Origin of the sequence: Demequina aurantiaca (assembly GCF_050598105.1) — a bacterium.
Lineage (GTDB): Bacteria > Actinomycetota > Actinomycetes > Actinomycetales > Demequinaceae > Demequina > Demequina aurantiaca_A.
The window spans coordinates 1,294,515-1,310,653 of sequence record NZ_CP192436.1 but is presented as its reverse complement, the minus strand read 5'-3'; the positions used below and the strand labels follow the sequence as shown (position 1 = coordinate 1,310,653).

11 protein-coding genes are annotated in these 16,139 nt (G+C 66.5%); 4 read left to right on the top strand and 7 right to left on the bottom strand.

The features are described from left to right. Nucleotides 1-2: 2 nt before the first annotated feature. Complete coding sequence (locus ACQU6B_RS05865) at nucleotides 3-875, top strand: polyphosphate kinase 2 family protein (RefSeq protein ID WP_430869110.1); 873 nt, start codon at nucleotides 3-5, stop codon at nucleotides 873-875. A 74-nt stretch (nucleotides 876-949) separates the two neighbouring features. Here ACQU6B_RS05865 and zapE read toward each other — a convergent pair whose 3' ends face one another. Then, nucleotides 950-1,930 carry a cell division protein ZapE gene (zapE, locus tag ACQU6B_RS05860; protein WP_430869109.1) on the bottom strand — a complete coding sequence of 327 codons (981 nt, stop codon included), beginning with the start codon at nucleotides 1,928-1,930 and terminating at the stop codon, nucleotides 950-952. A gap of 72 nt (nucleotides 1,931-2,002) precedes the next feature. Between zapE and ACQU6B_RS05855 the strand changes: the two genes are divergently transcribed. Beyond that, nucleotides 2,003-2,749 (top strand): dihydrofolate reductase family protein, encoded by a 747-nt coding sequence (locus ACQU6B_RS05855; protein ID WP_430869108.1) that lies wholly within the window; start codon nucleotides 2,003-2,005, stop codon nucleotides 2,747-2,749. A 125-nt stretch (nucleotides 2,750-2,874) separates the two neighbouring features. On the opposite strand, the gene ACQU6B_RS05850 is transcribed toward ACQU6B_RS05855, so the two are convergent. Together ACQU6B_RS05850 and gndA are read right to left on the bottom strand one after the other, a co-directional pair. After that, nucleotides 2,875-4,467, bottom strand: coding sequence for a collagen-binding domain-containing protein (locus tag ACQU6B_RS05850; protein ID WP_430869107.1), 1,593 nt, complete (start codon nucleotides 4,465-4,467; stop codon nucleotides 2,875-2,877). A gap of 225 nt (nucleotides 4,468-4,692) precedes the next feature. Next, a complete protein-coding gene (gene gndA, locus ACQU6B_RS05845) occupies nucleotides 4,693-6,126 on the bottom strand; it encodes an NADP-dependent phosphogluconate dehydrogenase (protein WP_430869106.1) in 1,434 nt (477 codons plus the stop codon). A gap of 105 nt (nucleotides 6,127-6,231) precedes the next feature. Between gndA and ACQU6B_RS05840 the strand changes: the two genes are divergently transcribed. Beyond that, on the top strand, nucleotides 6,232-6,792 hold the full coding sequence (locus tag ACQU6B_RS05840; protein ID WP_430869105.1) for a DUF3000 domain-containing protein: 561 nt from the start codon (nucleotides 6,232-6,234) through the stop codon (nucleotides 6,790-6,792). Further along, nucleotides 6,789-8,099, top strand: coding sequence for an HRDC domain-containing protein (locus ACQU6B_RS05835; RefSeq protein ID WP_430869104.1), 1,311 nt, complete (start codon nucleotides 6,789-6,791; stop codon nucleotides 8,097-8,099). The genes ACQU6B_RS05840 and ACQU6B_RS05835 overlap by 4 nt, the downstream gene beginning before the upstream one ends. Here ACQU6B_RS05835 and dxs read toward each other — a convergent pair. The 4 genes from dxs to ACQU6B_RS05815 form a co-directional block, all read right to left on the bottom strand. After that, a complete protein-coding gene (dxs, locus tag ACQU6B_RS05830) occupies nucleotides 8,096-9,979 on the bottom strand; it encodes a 1-deoxy-D-xylulose-5-phosphate synthase (RefSeq protein WP_430869103.1) in 1,884 nt (627 codons plus the stop codon). The genes ACQU6B_RS05835 and dxs overlap by 4 nt on opposite strands. Before the next feature lie 110 nt (nucleotides 9,980-10,089). After that, nucleotides 10,090-12,924 carry an aconitate hydratase gene (locus tag ACQU6B_RS05825; RefSeq protein WP_430869102.1) on the bottom strand — a complete coding sequence of 945 codons (2,835 nt, stop codon included), beginning with the start codon at nucleotides 12,922-12,924 and terminating at the stop codon, nucleotides 10,090-10,092. Between the two features lie 95 nt (nucleotides 12,925-13,019). Beyond that, nucleotides 13,020-14,237, bottom strand: coding sequence for a class I SAM-dependent RNA methyltransferase (locus ACQU6B_RS05820; RefSeq protein WP_430869101.1), 1,218 nt, complete (start codon nucleotides 14,235-14,237; stop codon nucleotides 13,020-13,022). Beyond that, entirely contained in the window at nucleotides 14,234-16,129 is a 1,896-nt protein-coding gene (locus ACQU6B_RS05815; RefSeq protein ID WP_430869100.1) for an APC family permease, read from the bottom strand. The genes ACQU6B_RS05820 and ACQU6B_RS05815 overlap by 4 nt, the downstream gene beginning before the upstream one ends. Nucleotides 16,130-16,139 lie beyond the last annotated feature (10 nt).

Sequence of the window (16,139 nt, the reverse complement as noted above, 5' to 3'; positions counted from 1 at the left end):
AAGTGAGCAAGAACGAACCCGACCTCGCCACCGCGCCGTCTGCCGCGCTGCGTGTTCCGCGCGGCTTCAGCATCGCCGAGTACGACAAGAACTCGACGCCCGGGTTCGACGGCGGGAAGAAGGCGGGCGAGGCACTGATGGCCGAGCGTGGACGCGACCTGGCCGATCTGCAGGAGCGACTATTCGCCGAGGGGCGTGCGGGTGGGTCGCGCTCGGTCCTGCTGGTGTTGCAGGGCATGGACACCGCGGGCAAGGGCGGCGCCGTCCGTCACGTGCTGGGCATGGTGGATCCCCAGGGTGTGAATCACGCGAGTTTCGGTGCCCCGTCCAAGGAGGAGCTAAGCCACCACTTCCTGTGGCGCATCGACCAGAAGTTACCGAGCGCAGGCCGAATCGGCGTGTTCGACCGCAGCCACTACGAGGACGTGCTGGTAGCGAAGGTCCGGGGCTTCGCACCCCCGGAGGAGATCGAGACCCGGTACGGCGAGATCAACGACTGGGAACAACGGCTCATCGACCACGGCACCACCATCGTCAAGTGCACCCTACTGGTGTCGCTCGACGAGCAGCTCAACCGGCTCGAGAACCGCCTCGACCGGCCGGACAAGTACTGGAAGTACAGCCTCAGCGACCTGGACGACCGGGCGCTGTGGACTGACTTCCGTGATGCCTACGAGACGATGTTCGAGCGGACATCGACCGACGCCGCTCCGTGGCACGTCATCCCTGCTGATCGCAAGTGGTTCGCGCGGCTCGCGATCACGGAGTTGCTCTGCGACGCGCTGGAGGGGCTCGACCTCAAGTGGCCTAAGGCCTCCTTCGACGTCGACACCGAACGCGCGCGGATCGCCGCGCTTCGCGAGAGCGGAAACTAGTACCTCTCAGGTACATCACAACGGCGAAGCGGGGCTCGTCTCGCCCTATGTCCCCGGGTCTTCGCGCGGGCGCGCTACTGACCCGTCGTCATCGCGACCAGTCGAGACTGCGCCCGCAGGTACTTCTTGCGATAGCCGCCGCCAAGCATTGCCTCGGAGAACAGCCGGTCGAACGGCACTCCCGACGCCACGATGCGTGCATCGCGGTCATAGAGCCGGTCCACGAGGGTGACCACCCGCAGTGCCTGCGACTGGTCGTCGAGCGTCGTGACGTCCTGGACTCCGAGCACGGCCACGCCGTCAACGTAGGCGCCGTAGCGGCTGGGATGCACGCGCGCGATGTCTTCGATAAGTTCAGCGAACGCCACCACCGCGCCGTCCTCCCGCTCGCCGACGCCAGCCACGGCATCGGCCGTCGCCGGTGGCGGAAACTCATCGGTATGCCGGTGACGGTAGTCCGGGCCGTCGATCCTCAGCACGTCGAAGACGCCGGACAACGACTGGATCTCGCGCTGGAAGTCCTGAGCGGCAAAGCGCCCGTCCCCCAGCGCGCCGGGTGGGGTGTTCGACGATGCCGCGATCGCCACCCCCGCCTCGACCAGCTCGCGCAGGAGACGCGCCATCAACAACGTGTCGCCCGGGTCGTCCAACTCGAACTCGTCGACGCACACCACGGAGTACCCCGACAGCGCTTCACGCGCGTCCGCGAATCCCAGCGCGCCCACCAGGTTCGTGTATTCGACGAACGTGCCGAAGGCCGCGTTGGCGCCCACTTCCCGCGCAATAGCCACGAGCAGATGGGTCTTGCCCACCCCAAAGCCGCCGTCGAGGTAGAGGCCCTCAGCGTTGGCCCGCTTGCGGCCCCGGCGGGTTCTCTTGGCAGCGCGCTTCGCGAACCCGCCCGCGGCCTTGAGCGCGGCGGACTGGCTCGGATGATCGGGATCTGGGCGATAGCTCTCGATGGAAGCATCCCGGAAGTGCGGCGGCGGCACCAGCGCCTCCACGAGCTCGGCCGGAGACAGGTGCGGACGACGTCCGAGCAGGGTAAGACTCACCCACCTAGCCTAGAGTGCTGAGTATGGGGCTTCTGACTTCGACCACACTAGAGACGGCGGTGATCTGCGCGCATGAGCGATAAGAAAACGTCAACCGACGCGACGCTGACCCAGCACACGCCCGTGGAAAAGGTCTTCCCACCCGACGCCGCCGAGACGGGGCTCTCCCTGCTGTACCGCCAAGCTCCCCGCACCGTGCGCCTCGGCATGATCCAGAGCGCCGACGGGAAATCCTCCGGACCAGACGGCTCCTCGCGATCCCTCAACGGGCCCGAGGACCTGCGCATCTTGCGTACGCTGCGCTCCCAGGCCGATGTGGTGCTCGTCGGGGCGCAGACCGCCCGGCGAGAGCGCTACGGCGACATCACCCTGCCTCCGGCCATGGCGTCGACGAGGCGCGTAGCGGGGCTGCCGGACACGGTAGCGCTGGCGATCGTGACCCACACCGGCAACCTTCCCCCCGACCTGAACCCCGAATCCACTTGGATCATCACCACCGTCGGCTCGCCCGCCTCACGCCGGCTCGACGCCGTCTGGCAACAGCGGATGATCTACGCCGGTTCCGACCAGTTGGCCCCGCGCAGCATGATCCGCGGGCTCGCTGCGCACGGGCTGACCCGCGTGCTGTGTGAGGGCGGCCCCACGATCGCGGATGAGTTGCTGAACAAGGGTCTTGTCGACGACTACTGCCTCACCACCTCCGAGCTGATGGGCGGCGACGCGGCAACCCCCACCCCGCCGGTGCCGGGCGGCTTTGGGCAGGTACATGAGCTCACGGGTGGCGGGTTTACGATCCGGCGTTGGCAGCGGTCCGCGTAACGGTCACGCCACCGATCTGATCAGGTTCCACTCCGTACCTCACTCAACGCAGAGAGGGTCCGCACCCTTTGGGGTGCGGACCCTCTCTGCGTTATACGGATCCTGCTAGGTCAGTGACCGGGCAGTTACGCGCGGTTCCTGCGGCGCGCTCCACCGATCAGCATGGCTCCGGCGACAACGAATGCCGTCGCGAGCCAGCCGACCCAGGCCTCACCGAAGCCGGTCTCCGAAAGGGCTGCCCCACCGGACCCGGAGCCGTTCTCTCCGCCGCTACCGAGTGATCCACCCTCCGAGGAGGAAGGTTCCGGGGTAGCGCTCGCTTCGACGCTCGGCGTGACCGAGGGACTCGGGCTGGCCGACGGGCTGGGGCTGGCCGACGGGCTGGGGCTGGCCGACGCGGAGGAGCTCACCGAAGTCGACGGTGAAGGCGAAGGGCTAGGCGTCTCCGAAGGAAGCGGCTCGTCGGACGGCGGTGTCGACGAGGGCGTCGGCGACGGCGTGACCGAAGGCGACGGGGTAACCGAAGGCGACGGGGTAACCGAAGGCGACGGGGTAACCGAAGGCGACGGCGTAACCGAAGGCGACGGGTCTGGGGTCGTCTCGCAGGACAGGGTCGATCCGAACATGTACGAGTGGAACTCACCGGTACCTGGAGGTGCGGTCAGGGTCTTCGCGATGACCTGCCCGTCGAGCGGGCCAAAGTAGGCGGTCAAATCGGCGTGGGGAGCGTAGACCGAGCCATCGATACGCGTCGTCGACCCAGACTTGTCCGTCAAGGTGACGGCGCCCTCAATGGCGGACATGTCCCACATCACGTAGCGCGCGTACTCGCCCGTCTCGCCGAACGTCATGCCCCTGACGTTGGTGGTGTTCGCGGGGACTTGAACGATGATGGAAGTCGTCGCACTCGGGCGCACCGAGCCACCGTAGGTGATCTGCGACGCATAGTTGCCGCCAAAGAACATGTCGGCGTAGTCCACGATGTTCGCCTTGCCCTCGACCAGCGTCAGCTTGGCCTTGCCGCCGTCGTTCTCCGGGACCACGTAGTTGGTCGCGCTGGCATCCGGGCTCGCGAGGCAAGCGGTCACTGCCTCAGTGCCCGCGGTGCCGGTGAGGTAACTCGCTACGGAGGCTCCCTCGGCAGTGAACTTGGCAACACCATCGGTCGCCCAGTCGTGGTTCTTGCCCTCGATGACGGGACCGTTGGAGTCCGAATTCTGGACGTTCTTGGCCTTGTACTGCACGTACTCCGGCGAGCTTCCGCGACCGGAGAACGCGAAGTTGACCTTATCGGGATCGATGACCTTCGCGTACCCCTTGTCAACGCCTTCGGGCGCTCCAGCCCCGGTGACGTCGACGACGCCCGAGCCGGTAGAGAACGCGCCTATGAGCAAACGCGTGGTGTCCCCGTCGATAACGGGCGGGACGTAGTCCGTGGTGCCCGCGACGTAGTGAACGACAGGAAAGCGCTTCCCGGGGGTGCCGGCACGCAGGGTGCCTCCCACTGCTATGGCGCCCTCGACCTCCGAGTTGTCGAGGAAGGCGTCACCGCTGACGTACACGCTGAAACCACCCGCTTCTGCGAACGGGTTAAGCGACTCAGTAGCCGCCTGCGCGGGACTCGAGACGAAGGTGGCACCGACGATGGCCGCTACGGTGGCAAACACTGCGACTGCAGCGGTTGCCCGTGGGCGCGCGTCAATATATGGCGAATTCATGTTAGCTCCTCAGCTAGCGTGCATAAAAAATCCCGCTACGACCTCAGCTCCCTCAAGCCTGTGTCCTGGCGGGTCTCAATTGCCCACTATCTTACCGAAACGTTTCGAGAATGCAACCCCCGATGCGCGCCGATCTCGCCAGTGGGCGCTCACGTGCCGCTCTGGTGAGGCGGGGCGTTGTCGCCGACTCGCCAATGAGTCGGCGACAACGCCCGGTGTTGCCTGCTAAGCCTCAACCTCGGTGTGGTCACCGGTCCACTGAGTGTGGAAGGTGCCCTCCATGTCGACGCGCTTGTACGTGTGCGCTCCGAAGAAGTCGCGCTGACCCTGGATCAGCGCCGCGGGAAGTCGCTCCGCGCGTAGCGAGTCGTAGTACGACAGTGACGAGCCGAAGGCGGGCGACGGCACTCCGGCCAGCGCGGCCTGCGAAACGACGCGACGCCACGCGGACAGACCCGAGGCGACTTCGTCGACAAAGTACGGGTCAACCAGCAGCGACTCGAGTTCGGGGTTGCGGCCGTAGGCCTCGGAGATACGGTTCAGGAAGCGCGCGCGGATGATGCAACCGCCGCGCCAGATGCGGGCCATGGCACCGCGGTCGATGTCCCAGCCGAACTCCTCGGAGGCCTTCTGGATCTGGTCGAAGCCCTGGGCGTAGGCGACCACCTTGGACGCGTAGAGCGCGAGGCGCACGTCCTCGATGAAGCCCGCCTTGTTCTCAATGTGGAAACCGGACGCGTTGCCTGCGAGCACGCCCTGCGCGGCTTCGCGCTGCGCAGTCTGCGAGGAAATGGCACGGGCGAACGTCGCCTCGGCGATGCCCGTCACAGGGACCCCAAGGTCCAGAGCCGACTGCACGGTCCAGCGACCGGTGCCCTTCTGTCCGGCCTGATCCAGGATCACGTCGACGAGCGGCTTGCCTGTCTTCTGGTCCACCTGCGCCAGCACCTCGGCGGTGATCTCGATGAGGAACGACTCCAGGTCGCCCTTGTTCCACTCTTCGAAGATCTTGCCAATCTCCTTGGGGCTGAGGTTCAGTCCCTCGCGGAGCAACTGGTACGCCTCGGCAATGAGCTGCATGTCCGCATACTCGATGCCGTTGTGAACCATCTTCACAAAGTGACCGGCGCCATCAGGGCCCACGTGAACGCAGCACGGCTCGCCGTCGACCTTGGCAGAGATCTTCTCGAGAATCGGTCCGAGCGTCTTGTAGGACTCGGCCGGGCCTCCGGGCATAATCGAGGGGCCGAGCAAGGCACCCTCCTCGCCGCCGGAGACGCCCGCGCCAACAAATAGCAGGCCCTTCTCCTTGAGCGCGGCTTCGCGACGAACAGTGTCGGGGTAGTGCGCGTTGCCGGCGTCGACGATGATGTCGCCCTCGTCGAGAAGTTCGGTCAGCGCGTCGATGACGGCGTCGGTGGGGCCACCGGCCTGAACCATGACGACAACGGTGCGGGGCTTGGCAAGCGCCGCCACGAAGTCCTCGAGCGACTCGCAGCCGATGAAGTCGCCTTCATCGCCGTGGTCCTCGATAAGAGAGGTCATCTTGGCCACGGAGCGGTTGTGCACCGCTACCGTGAAGCCGTTACGGGCAAAATTACGGGCGAGGTTGCGGCCCATGACCGCGAGACCAGTTACGCCAATGTGTGCGAGCGCCATGTCACGTCCTTTTATGAGAAGGGGGTTGGGTACGCCGTCCAGCCTAGAGGGTCGGTGACCGCGTGGCGTACGGGCTGTGCGGCGCGCCCCGCCTACGCTCGGCTTATGGGTCAGGACATTGGAGCCGCCCCGCAGTCCTTTCAGGAGGCTCTGCGGTCGCTCCAGGGCGCGCCCACTCGACCCGAAGTAGCCCTGGTCGAGACCCCCGCCCCCAGCCGCATCGCGCCATACGCGCTGGCTATCAACGGCGAGATAGCCCTCGAGGACGCCGAGTCCTCTGGACGGTTCGTATTGCTCCACGATCCGGACGGCCAGGACGCCTGGGGCGGCACCTTCCGGGTGATCGCGCTGGTGAAGGCAGTGGTCGAGGCGGAGGTCGGCGGGGACGAGATGTGGGCTGACGTCGCGTGGTCGTGGCTCTCCGACGCGCTCGATGGCACTCCCCACCACGCGCGAGGCGGTACGGTCACTAAGGTCGTGTCCAGATCATTCGGCGAACTCTCCGAGCGCCCCTCCGAGGTAAACGTAGAGCTTCGGGTGTCCTGGACTCCCGACTCGTCAGACATCGCGCCACACATCGTGGCGTGGACCGAACTACTTGCATCGTGCGCCGGTATTCCTCCGGTTCCGGAGGGCGTCACGATGCTGCCAGGAAGGACCTCGTGAGCGAAAACCTTACGGCCGCACCCGAACAAGACCCGGAGAGCGTGCCCGAAGTCGACCCCGCTACACCGCTCACGATGCCCGCCGACGGCGTGCCAGACGTGATCGACACCCCCGAGGCCCTCGCGGAGGCAGCCGCTCGTTTCGCCCAGGGCACCGGCCCCGTAGCGGCAGACGCCGAGCGCGCGTCCGGGTTCCGCTACGGACAGGCGACCTATCTCGCCCAGTTCAAGCGCGAAGGCGCCGGACTGATTCTTATTGACACCGACGCGGTGTCAGACCTCTCAAGCTTTGGAGAGGCACTGGGCGACGCCGAATGGATCTTCCACGCGGCGAGCCAGGACCTTCCCGGTATGCACGACCTAGGAATGCACCCGGCGGCGGTTTTCGACACAGAGTTGGCCGCGAGGCTTCTCGGCTGGCCCAAGGTCGGCCTAGCCGCGGTGGTCGAGCGAGAACTGGGCCTCGCGCTCGCGAAGGAGCACTCAGCGCAGGACTGGTCGACCCGACCGCTGCCGCAGTCCTGGCTGATCTATGCGGCGCTCGACGTTGAGATTCTCATCGAACTGCGCAACGGCATCCACCAGCACCTCGCGGATGCGGGCAAGCTCGAGTGGGCCCGACAGGAGTTCGAAGCGGTGCGCCTCGCTCCCCCGGCTACTCCACGCGTGGACCCATGGCGACGGACCTCTGGCTCTCACCAGATTCGTGACCCCCGTGGCCTCGCCATCGTGAAATGCCTGTGGGAGGCGCGCGAGCTCGAGGCCCAGCGGCGCGACACCTCTCCCGGACGGATCCTGCGCGACGCGGCAATCGTCGCTGCGGCGCAGGCCAAGCCCGCCTCGTTCGATGAGCTGGTCGCCATTCGCGAATGGCAGTCCAAGGGCACTCGTCGCCGCGCCCGCGAGTGGTACGCCGCGGTCGAGGAGGCCATGGCTCTACACGAGAAGAAGTTGCCGCCGCGACGGGGTCCTGCCGGGGACGGCCCCCCGCAACCGCGCATGTGGAAGGACAAGCGGCCAGCCGCCGCAGCGCGTCTGACCCATGCTCGCGACGGGATTCAGAAGTTGGTCGACGAACACACCGTGCCCGCGGAGAACCTGCTTCAGCCCGATGCTCTCCGGCGCACCTGCTGGGAGTTCCGCCCCGAGGCGACGCCCGGCCAGGACGAAGCGTGGATTCGTGACTTCCTCGCAAGCCGCGGCGCGCGCCAGTGGCAGATCGACCTCACTACCCCCGTGCTGGTGGAGGCCTTCGCTACCGCCGCCGCAGCAGTGGAATCCGACGATGCGGGCGAGCCCGAGGCCTAACTGCTTGCGAGAGCGTCCCGGGCGACGTCCGCGATTGCGGACGCGTCCAAGCCAATCTGCTCGATGATCTGGGCCCGGCTCGCGTGATCCAGGAATTCCTTGGGCACGCCATGGTGTTCCCAGCGCACGGACGCGGCGTTAGCCACTCGCGAGTCACGGACCGCGTCGGCCCACTCCTCGCCCACTCCGCCATCGCGCAGCCCGTCCTCGATGGTGATCACCAATTGGGCACCCGCAACCAACTCGGCCAAACCGTCGGGTACGGGGCGCACCCACGTAGCCGAGGCCGCGATGACGTTGCGACCGTCTGCCGCGAGTTTGCCTGCCACCTCGATGGCCGTCCCCGCCATCGAGCCGATGCCGAACACGATCACGTCTGCCGCCTCACCTGATCCGTGCTCGGCGAGGATATCAATCGCGCCCGCAGTGCGAATAGCAGGAATGTTGTCCCCAACCGGACCCTTGGGGTAGCGCACCACCGTGGGGGCGTCGTTGACGTCGAGCGCCTCCCGGAAGGCCGTGCGCATGGTGGGCTCGTCACGCGGCGCCGCGAGCCGCAGAGTGGGCACGTGACGCAGTAGTGCCATGTCCCACATCCCGTTGTGGCTCGCGCCGTCGTCCCCGGTAATGCCAGCGCGGTCCAGCATGAACGTCACGCCGGCCTTGTGCAGGGCGACGTCCATGAGCAGCTGGTCGAACGCGCGGTTCAGGAACGTCGCGTACACGGCGATCACCGGGTGGAGCCCGGCGAAGGCCAGTCCCGCCGCGGAGGTCACGGCGTGCTGCTCCGCGATACCGACGTCGATGACTCGGTCGGGAAATTCGTCGGCGAAGGGCTGCAAGCCAACCGGCGCCAGCATCGCCGCGGTGAGCGCGACGATGTCGTCGCGCTCGTGCCCTGCGGTGACGATCTCGTCGGCGAAGATCTTTGTCCACCCAAAGCGCGAGGCCTCGATGGGGAGCCCGGTCTCGGGGTGAATCTTGCCCACCGCATGGAAGCGATCGGCGACGTCCTTCTCGGCCGGCGAATATCCTCGGCCCTTCTCCGTCAGCACGTGCACCAGCACCGGGCCGCCGAACTCATGGGCGTGACGAAGCGCGGCCTCCACGTGCTCGAGGTTGTGACCGTCGATGGGGCCTACGTACTTGAGACCCAGGTCGTCGAACATGCTGGGCTCCTGGATCAGGCCCTTAAGTGCCTGCTTGCCGTGCATGACGGTGCGGTAGGCAAAGTTGCGACACGCGCCGCGGTTCTCGAAGGTGCGCTTGCCCCATCCCAAAAAGTCCTCGTAGCGCCGGTCCGTACGGATGCCGTCGAGCTTGCGAGCGAGGCCGCCGATGGTGGGCGCGTAGGAGCGACCGTTGTCGTTGACGATGACGACGACTCGATCGTCAGCATCTCCGAGCGAGTTCAGCGCTTCCCAGGCCATGCCGCCGGTCAGCGCGCCATCACCGATGACCGCCACCGTGGTCCGGTCGGTCTCCCCCTTGATGGTGTGCCCTCGCGCGATTCCGGCAGCCCAGGACAGCGCCGTGGAGGCGTGCGAGTTCTCCACGATGTCGTGTACGCTCTCAGCCCGCGACGGGTACCCGGACAGTCCCCCGCGCTTGCGAAGATCGCTGAAGTCGTTACGCCCGGTCAGGAGCTTATGGACGTAGGCCTGATGCCCGGTATCGAACACGATCGGGTCGTGGGGAGAGTTAAAGACGCGGTGAATGCCGAGCGTGAGCTCTACTACGCCAAGGTTTGGGCCCAGGTGCCCGCCGGTGCGCGACACTGCCTCGACTAGGTATTCGCGGATCTCGGTCGCGAGCTCAGCCAATTGCTCGGTTGTGAGATCACGCAGGTCATCCGGCGAGCCGATTTCCTCAAGCACCATGCCTCCTTACCTGGACTGTTCCCACTGTACGACGTATTGGCGTCACCAAAGATGAAGTTCGCCGTCGCCCGTGGGGACGACGGCGAACCGTGAAACTATTTGCCCGCGAACTACTGGGATACGAGCGAGCGGAGCACGTACTGCAGGATGCCGCCATTGCGGAAGTAGTCCGCCTCGCCCGGGGTGTCGATGCGGACGACGGCCTCGAACTCGACGGCCGAGCCATCGGCCTTGGTCGCCTTGACGGTGAGTACACGCGGGTGTGCGCCGTCGCTGATCGCGCTGACGCCGTCGATGTCGAACGTCTCGCTTCCGTCGAGGCCGAGCGAAGCGGCGGACTCGCCCACGGGGAACTGCAGCGGGAGCACGCCCATGCCGATCAGGTTTGATCGGTGGATGCGCTCGAAGCTCTCGGTGATCACCGCACGCACGCCCAGCAGGCTGGTGCCCTTGGCCGCCCAGTCGCGGGAGGAACCCGAGCCGTACTCCTTGCCTGCGAGCACCACGAGCGGGACCTCAGCCGCGGCGTAGGCCTGAGCTGCGTCGTAGATCGTGTCCTGTTCGCCCGTCAGCAGGTTGAGCGTGAAGCCACCCTCAACCCCTGCGCCGTCGTTCTTGTCCGCGAGCAGCAGGTTGCGCAAACGGATGTTCGCGAACGTGCCGCGAATCATGACCTCGTGGTTACCGCGACGCGACCCGTAGGAGTTGAAGTTCTTGCGGTCCACGCCGTTCTCGTCCAGGTACTTGCCGGCCGGGCTGTCGACCTTGATAGCGCCCGCAGGTGAGATGTGGTCGGTCGTCACGGAGTCGCCGAGCAACGCGAGCACGCGTGCGCCGTTGATGTCCTTGACCCGGGCGGGCTCCATCGACATACCCTCGAAGTACGGGGGCTTGCGCACGTAGGTGCTGTCTTCGTCCCACTCGAACGTCTTGCCGTCGGGAGTCGGAAGCGTCTGCCACCGCTCGTCGCCCGCGAAGACATCCGCGTAGCCGTTCTCGAACATCGACTCCGTGATGGAGGATCCGACGATCTGGTCGACCTCGGACTGCTCGGGCCAGATGTCGCGCAGGTAGACCTCGTTGCCGTCGGAGTCCTTGCCCAACGACTCCGACTCGAAGTCGAAGTCCATGGTGCCGGCGAGCGCGTAAGCGATCACCAACGGCGGCGACGCCAGGTAGTTCATCTTCACGTCGGGGTTGATGCGCCCCTCAAAGTTACGGTTACCGGACAGCACGGACACCACCGCGAGGTCGTGCTCGTTGACCGCCGCGGAAACCTCTTCCGGTAGCGGGCCGGAGTTACCGATGCACGTGGTGCAACCGTAACCCACCAGGTGGTAGCCGAGCGCCTCGAGGTCGGGCCATAGGCCAGCCTTCTCGTAGTAGTCCGTGACTACCTTGGAGCCGGGCGCCATCGACGTCTTGACCCAGGGCTTCACGTTCAGGCCCTTGCGGTTGGCGTTGCGTGCCAGCAGTCCGGCGGCGAGCATCACCGAGGGATTCGACGTGTTGGTGCACGACGTGATCGAGGCGATCACGACGGCGCCGTGGTCGAGCTCGGTCTGTGTGCCGTCCGCCATGGTCAGCGGCACGCGCTTGGTGGGGCGCCCCTCGACCTCGCCCTCGAAGTCTTCGCGGGGAGCCGGAGCGTCGCCTGCATGTGCCTCCGCAGCGATCGGGTCGGAGGCCGGGAACGTCTCCTCCACGGACTCGTCGAGACCGCGAGTCTCCTGCGCCTCGTGCTTGGCGTAGTTCAGGATCGCGTGACCGAACGAGTTCTTGGCGTTGGTGAGCTCGATGCGGTCCTGCGGGCGCTTGGGCCCGGCGATGGACGGGACCACGGTGGTGAGGTCCAGCTCGAGGTACTCGGAGAATGCCGGCTCGACGTAACCGTCCGCGGACGGGTCGTGCCACATGCCCTGAGTCTTGGCGTAGGACTCCACGAGCGCAACCTGCTCTGCGGAGCGACCGGTGAGCCTCAGGTAGTCAATGGTGACGTCGTCGATCGGGAACATCGCCGCGGTCGATCCGAACTCGGGCGACATGTTGCCGATGGTCGCGCGGTTCGCGAGCGGGACGGCGCCAACACCCTCGCCGTAGAACTCGACGAACTTGCCGACAACGCCGTGCTCGCGGAGCATCTGCGTGATGGTGAGCACCACGTCGGTGGCGGTCGCGGTGGCGGGAATCTTGCCGCTCAGCTTGAAGCCGACGACCTTGGGGATCAGCATCGACACGGGCTGGCCGAGCATCGCTGCCTCCGCCTCGATGCCGCCGACGCCCCAGCCCAGTACGCCCAGGCCGTTGATCATGGTGGTGTGCGAGTCGGTGCCCACGCACGAGTCGGGATAGGCCTGCGTCACGCCGTTTGCGTCACGCGTCATAACGCCGCGCGCCAGGTACTCGAGGTTGACCTGGTGGACAATTCCGGTTCCCGGGGGCACCACCTTGAAGTTGTCGAAGGCAGTCTGGCCCCAACGCAAGAACTGGTAACGCTCGCGGTTGCGCTCGTACTCCAGGTCGGTGTTGCGCTTAAGGGCGTCGTCCCGGCCGAAGACGTCGATCACGACGGAGTGGTCGATGACCATCTCTGCGGGTGCAAGGGGGTTGATGACGGTGGGATCGCCGCCGAGCTCGGCGACGGCTTCACGCATGGTGGCGAGGTCGACCACACACGGCACGCCGGTGAAGTCCTGCATCACCACTCGTGCCGGAGTGAACTGGATCTCCGTGTCGGGGTCCGCCTTCGGGTCCCATTCGGCGAGCGCCTTGACGTGCTCTGCGGTGATGTTCGCACCGTCCTCGGTGCGCAGCAATGCCTCGGCGAGAACCTTGAGCGAGTAGGGAAGTTTCTCGAGCCCCGGCACAGCGTTCAACCGGTAAATCTCGTATGACTTGCCCTCCACGTCCAGCGTGGCCTTGGCTCCAAGTGTGTTCTCGCTCATGTATTCCTCCGTATAGATATCTGCGCCCATCCTATCCGGAAGACGCGCTCATCCTCGCTCACCCAGGCGCCACGCGGGCGGCGCCTGGCGCTCATTTAGGCCCGTTCGAAAGTTGCAATCGCCTCGACGTGGTGGGTCATCGGGAACAGATCAAACGCCTCGGCGTCCTTCAGCGTGTAGCCGCGCTCGGCGAGCAGTGCCGCGTCGCGAGCGAGCGCGACGGGGTCGCATGCGACGTAGACGATTCGCGCAGGATTCTGCTCGACGATGCGCTCCAGCGTCGCGCGCCCGGCTCCCGACCTGGGCGGGTCGAGCAACACTGCCGCGTCGTCCCCCAACGCTAGCTTGGGATCTGTCCCAGCGGCGGCGAGCGTCTTGCGCACGTCGCCGTTGAGTACCGTCGCGCCCTCGAAGCTGTGCAGGTTGCGGCGCGCATTCTTCGAGGCGGTCTCGTCAGTCTCGACACTGATGACGCGCTTGCCCGCCGTCGCGAGCGCTACCGAGAAGAGTCCGGCGCCGGCGTAGAGGTCCCACACCGCTGGCGCGTCGCCGATGCGGTTGAGCACCTGGCGAATCATCGTCTCTGGTGCGTCCGTGTGTACCTGCCAGAACCCGCCGGTAGCGACGCGGTACTCGTAGGTCTCTCCGTCGACGGTGACGCGCTCCGTCACGCTGGCGGGCGCGTTGTCGCGCTTATCGCGCCGGCCACCGTTCCACCTCACGCCTTCTACAAGCACGCGCGCCTCACCATCGGCAGGTACGACTACCTGAATCTTGCTGCCACCCGGGAATCGCTGACTCAGCAACGCCTCAGCGGCTGCGGGCAGCGCCAGCGGCATCGACTCGAGCGTCGCGATCTCCTTGGACCTGAACAGGTGCATCGCCGCGCGGCCCTCGACGTCCGCGATCGCACCCACCCGGGTGCGCCACGCAAGCCCGCCGCGGTCTGCGTCGCTGGGCGCGGCGCTCACCTCGCCGATGAACTCCTGCCCCGCGAAGCGCTCGAAGGACTCCTTCATCACGGCGAGCTTCCAGGCGCGCTGACCCTCCAGCGACACGTGCGCGAGCTCTCCCCCGCCTACCCCGCCGGGGCCTGCCTCAGGCCACGCGGACGGCACGCGATCCGGCGACGCCTCCAAAATCTCGACGGCATCGGCACGCCAGAAGGACGCGCCGTCTTCCTGTTCAGTCAGACGCGCCTCGACTACCTCACCGGGCAGGGTGTGGCGGACAAAGATGACTCGGCCGTCGTGCCTGGCGACGCAGTGGCCTCCATGTGCGGGGCTGCCAATGGTCAGGCGGACTGTGCTCACGTAATGTCTCGTTTCTTGCCGTTTTGGGCGGCTTCGCGCGCACTTTGCGCTGATTCAAGGTGCCAGGGCACGGCGGCGACCACCACGCCCGGCATGTGCAAGAGAAGTGACCGTAGTCGCACGGTCGAGCGGTTGTGGAGGAATCTCTCCCACCAGCGGCCCACGACGAACTCCGGTACGTAGACGACCACCACGTCTCGCGGGCTGTCGCGATGAATGGATCGCACGTATTCGAGGACCGGGCCAACGACGTCGCGGTAGGGCGAGTCGAGGATGACCAAGGGGACGCCCGCGGTGAGCTTGCCCCAGTCCTCCTGGAGCGCGGCGGCGGCCGCGGGCTCGACCCGCACCGAAACGGCCTCCAGCGAGGAGTGGCGCGCGGCCTTCGCGTAGGCGAGCGTGCGCATCGCCGGGCGATGCAGCTGCGTGACCAGCACGATGCCGTGAGTCGCGCTGGGCAGCGCGGAGGTGTGGTCCCCTGGCACGATCTTGAGTTCCGCGGCGACGTGCCTGTAGTGCCTCTCGATGCCCCGCATCATGACGACCAGGACCACGATCATGGCGAGCGCCACCCAGGCGCCGTTGAGGAAGTTGAAAATCGCGACCACGGCCAATACCGAAGCCGCCACGATCGCGGCGACCATGTGCAGCACTCGAGTGAGTGCCATGCGCGTCCGCTCTTTGCCTACCGGCGCGAGCGCGAGCCTGCCGCTGAAGAGCCGGACCATGGCGAACTGGCTCAGCACGATCGACGTGAACACGCCGATCACGTACATGTGGATGAGCTGGTCAAGCCGGGCGTCGACCGCGACCACGAGCACCGCGGACAGCACCCCGACCAGCAGCACGCTGCCGCGGAACACCAGCCGGTCATTGCGAATGGCAAGCTGACGCGGCAGGTACGAGTCGCGGGCCAGCAGCGAGGTCAGGTTGGCGAAGCGCTTGAAGACGGCCGATGCGGCCGCGTACAGGATCGCTACCGCAGCCAAGGCGACTATCCAGAGCACCCAGGTGGAGCCGAAGGCCCGCTGGGCGGCCTGGAGGAGCACCGGCCCCTCGGTCCATCCGGTGACGCGGTAGGACCACACGAGCCACGACACTCCGACGAACGCCGCGCCGGCCAACGCCACCGCGATCAGCAGCGTGCGTCCAGCCCGCTTGCCACGCGGTTCCGCGTGATAGGGCCCGGCCGCGGCGAGGTGCTCGATGCCGGTCACCATCACGGCGCCCGAGGCAATGGCGCCCGCGTAGGCGAACAGGACGGTCATCGTGGTGGGCGCATCGGAGGCGATGGGCGCGAGACCGGAGTCGGTGTGGTTTGCGATGCCGAACGTCACGACCATGGCGATGACGGCCAGGAAGCCAAAGAAGATCAGCAACAGGATCCTGGTGCGGTCGCTTACTCCGCGCAGCGCCGCCAGCGTCATGATCGCAATCGCGCCGACGGCGATGACCGTGTGCCAGTCGTTCGCCCACGGCACCAGGTAGCGCAGGAAGTGTGCGAGCGCGGCCACGGAGACCGCGACCGTAAACAGGTAGTCGATCAGAAGCGCCGAGCCGGTAATGACTCCCGCCTGGTTTCCGAGCTTGTCGCGCACAAGCCCGTAGTCGCCACGCTCGTCGGGGCGCTGGTGCACGTTGGACCGGTAGGCGAACCCAAGCAGCAACAGGATGGCCAACACGCCGATAGACACCGCGAGCATCGCGCTCTGCTGGCTGCCGCGGCGCAGGGCGTCGAGCACCGCATCGGGCGCGTACGCGACGGCGGAAACGATGCCCGCACCGAAGACGGGCAGGGCAAGCCGAGTCCGCAGAATTATCGGCCGCGCGCGGTCAGTCGCGATGGGTCGTCCGAAGACGATCCCCTTGAGCCTTTCCAGAAACTGTCGCACGTCGCACCAT

What these genes read in the sequence shown, in the direction of transcription:
- gndA (WP_430869106.1), bottom strand. Translation starts at nt 6,126, where the DNA reads ATGGCGCTCGCACACATTGGCGTAACTGGTCTCGCGGTCATGGGCCGC.
- ACQU6B_RS05850 (WP_430869107.1), bottom strand. Translation starts at nt 4,467, where the DNA reads ATGAATTCGCCATATATTGACGCGCGCCCACGGGCAACCGCTGCAGTC.
- ACQU6B_RS05825 (WP_430869102.1), bottom strand. Translation starts at nt 12,924, where the DNA reads ATGAGCGAGAACACACTTGGAGCCAAGGCCACGCTGGACGTGGAGGGC.
- ACQU6B_RS05855 (WP_430869108.1), top strand. Translation starts at nt 2,003, where the DNA reads ATGAGCGATAAGAAAACGTCAACCGACGCGACGCTGACCCAGCACACG.
- dxs (WP_430869103.1), bottom strand. Translation starts at nt 9,979, where the DNA reads ATGGTGCTTGAGGAAATCGGCTCGCCGGATGACCTGCGTGATCTCACA.
- ACQU6B_RS05840 (WP_430869105.1), top strand. Translation starts at nt 6,232, where the DNA reads ATGGGTCAGGACATTGGAGCCGCCCCGCAGTCCTTTCAGGAGGCTCTG.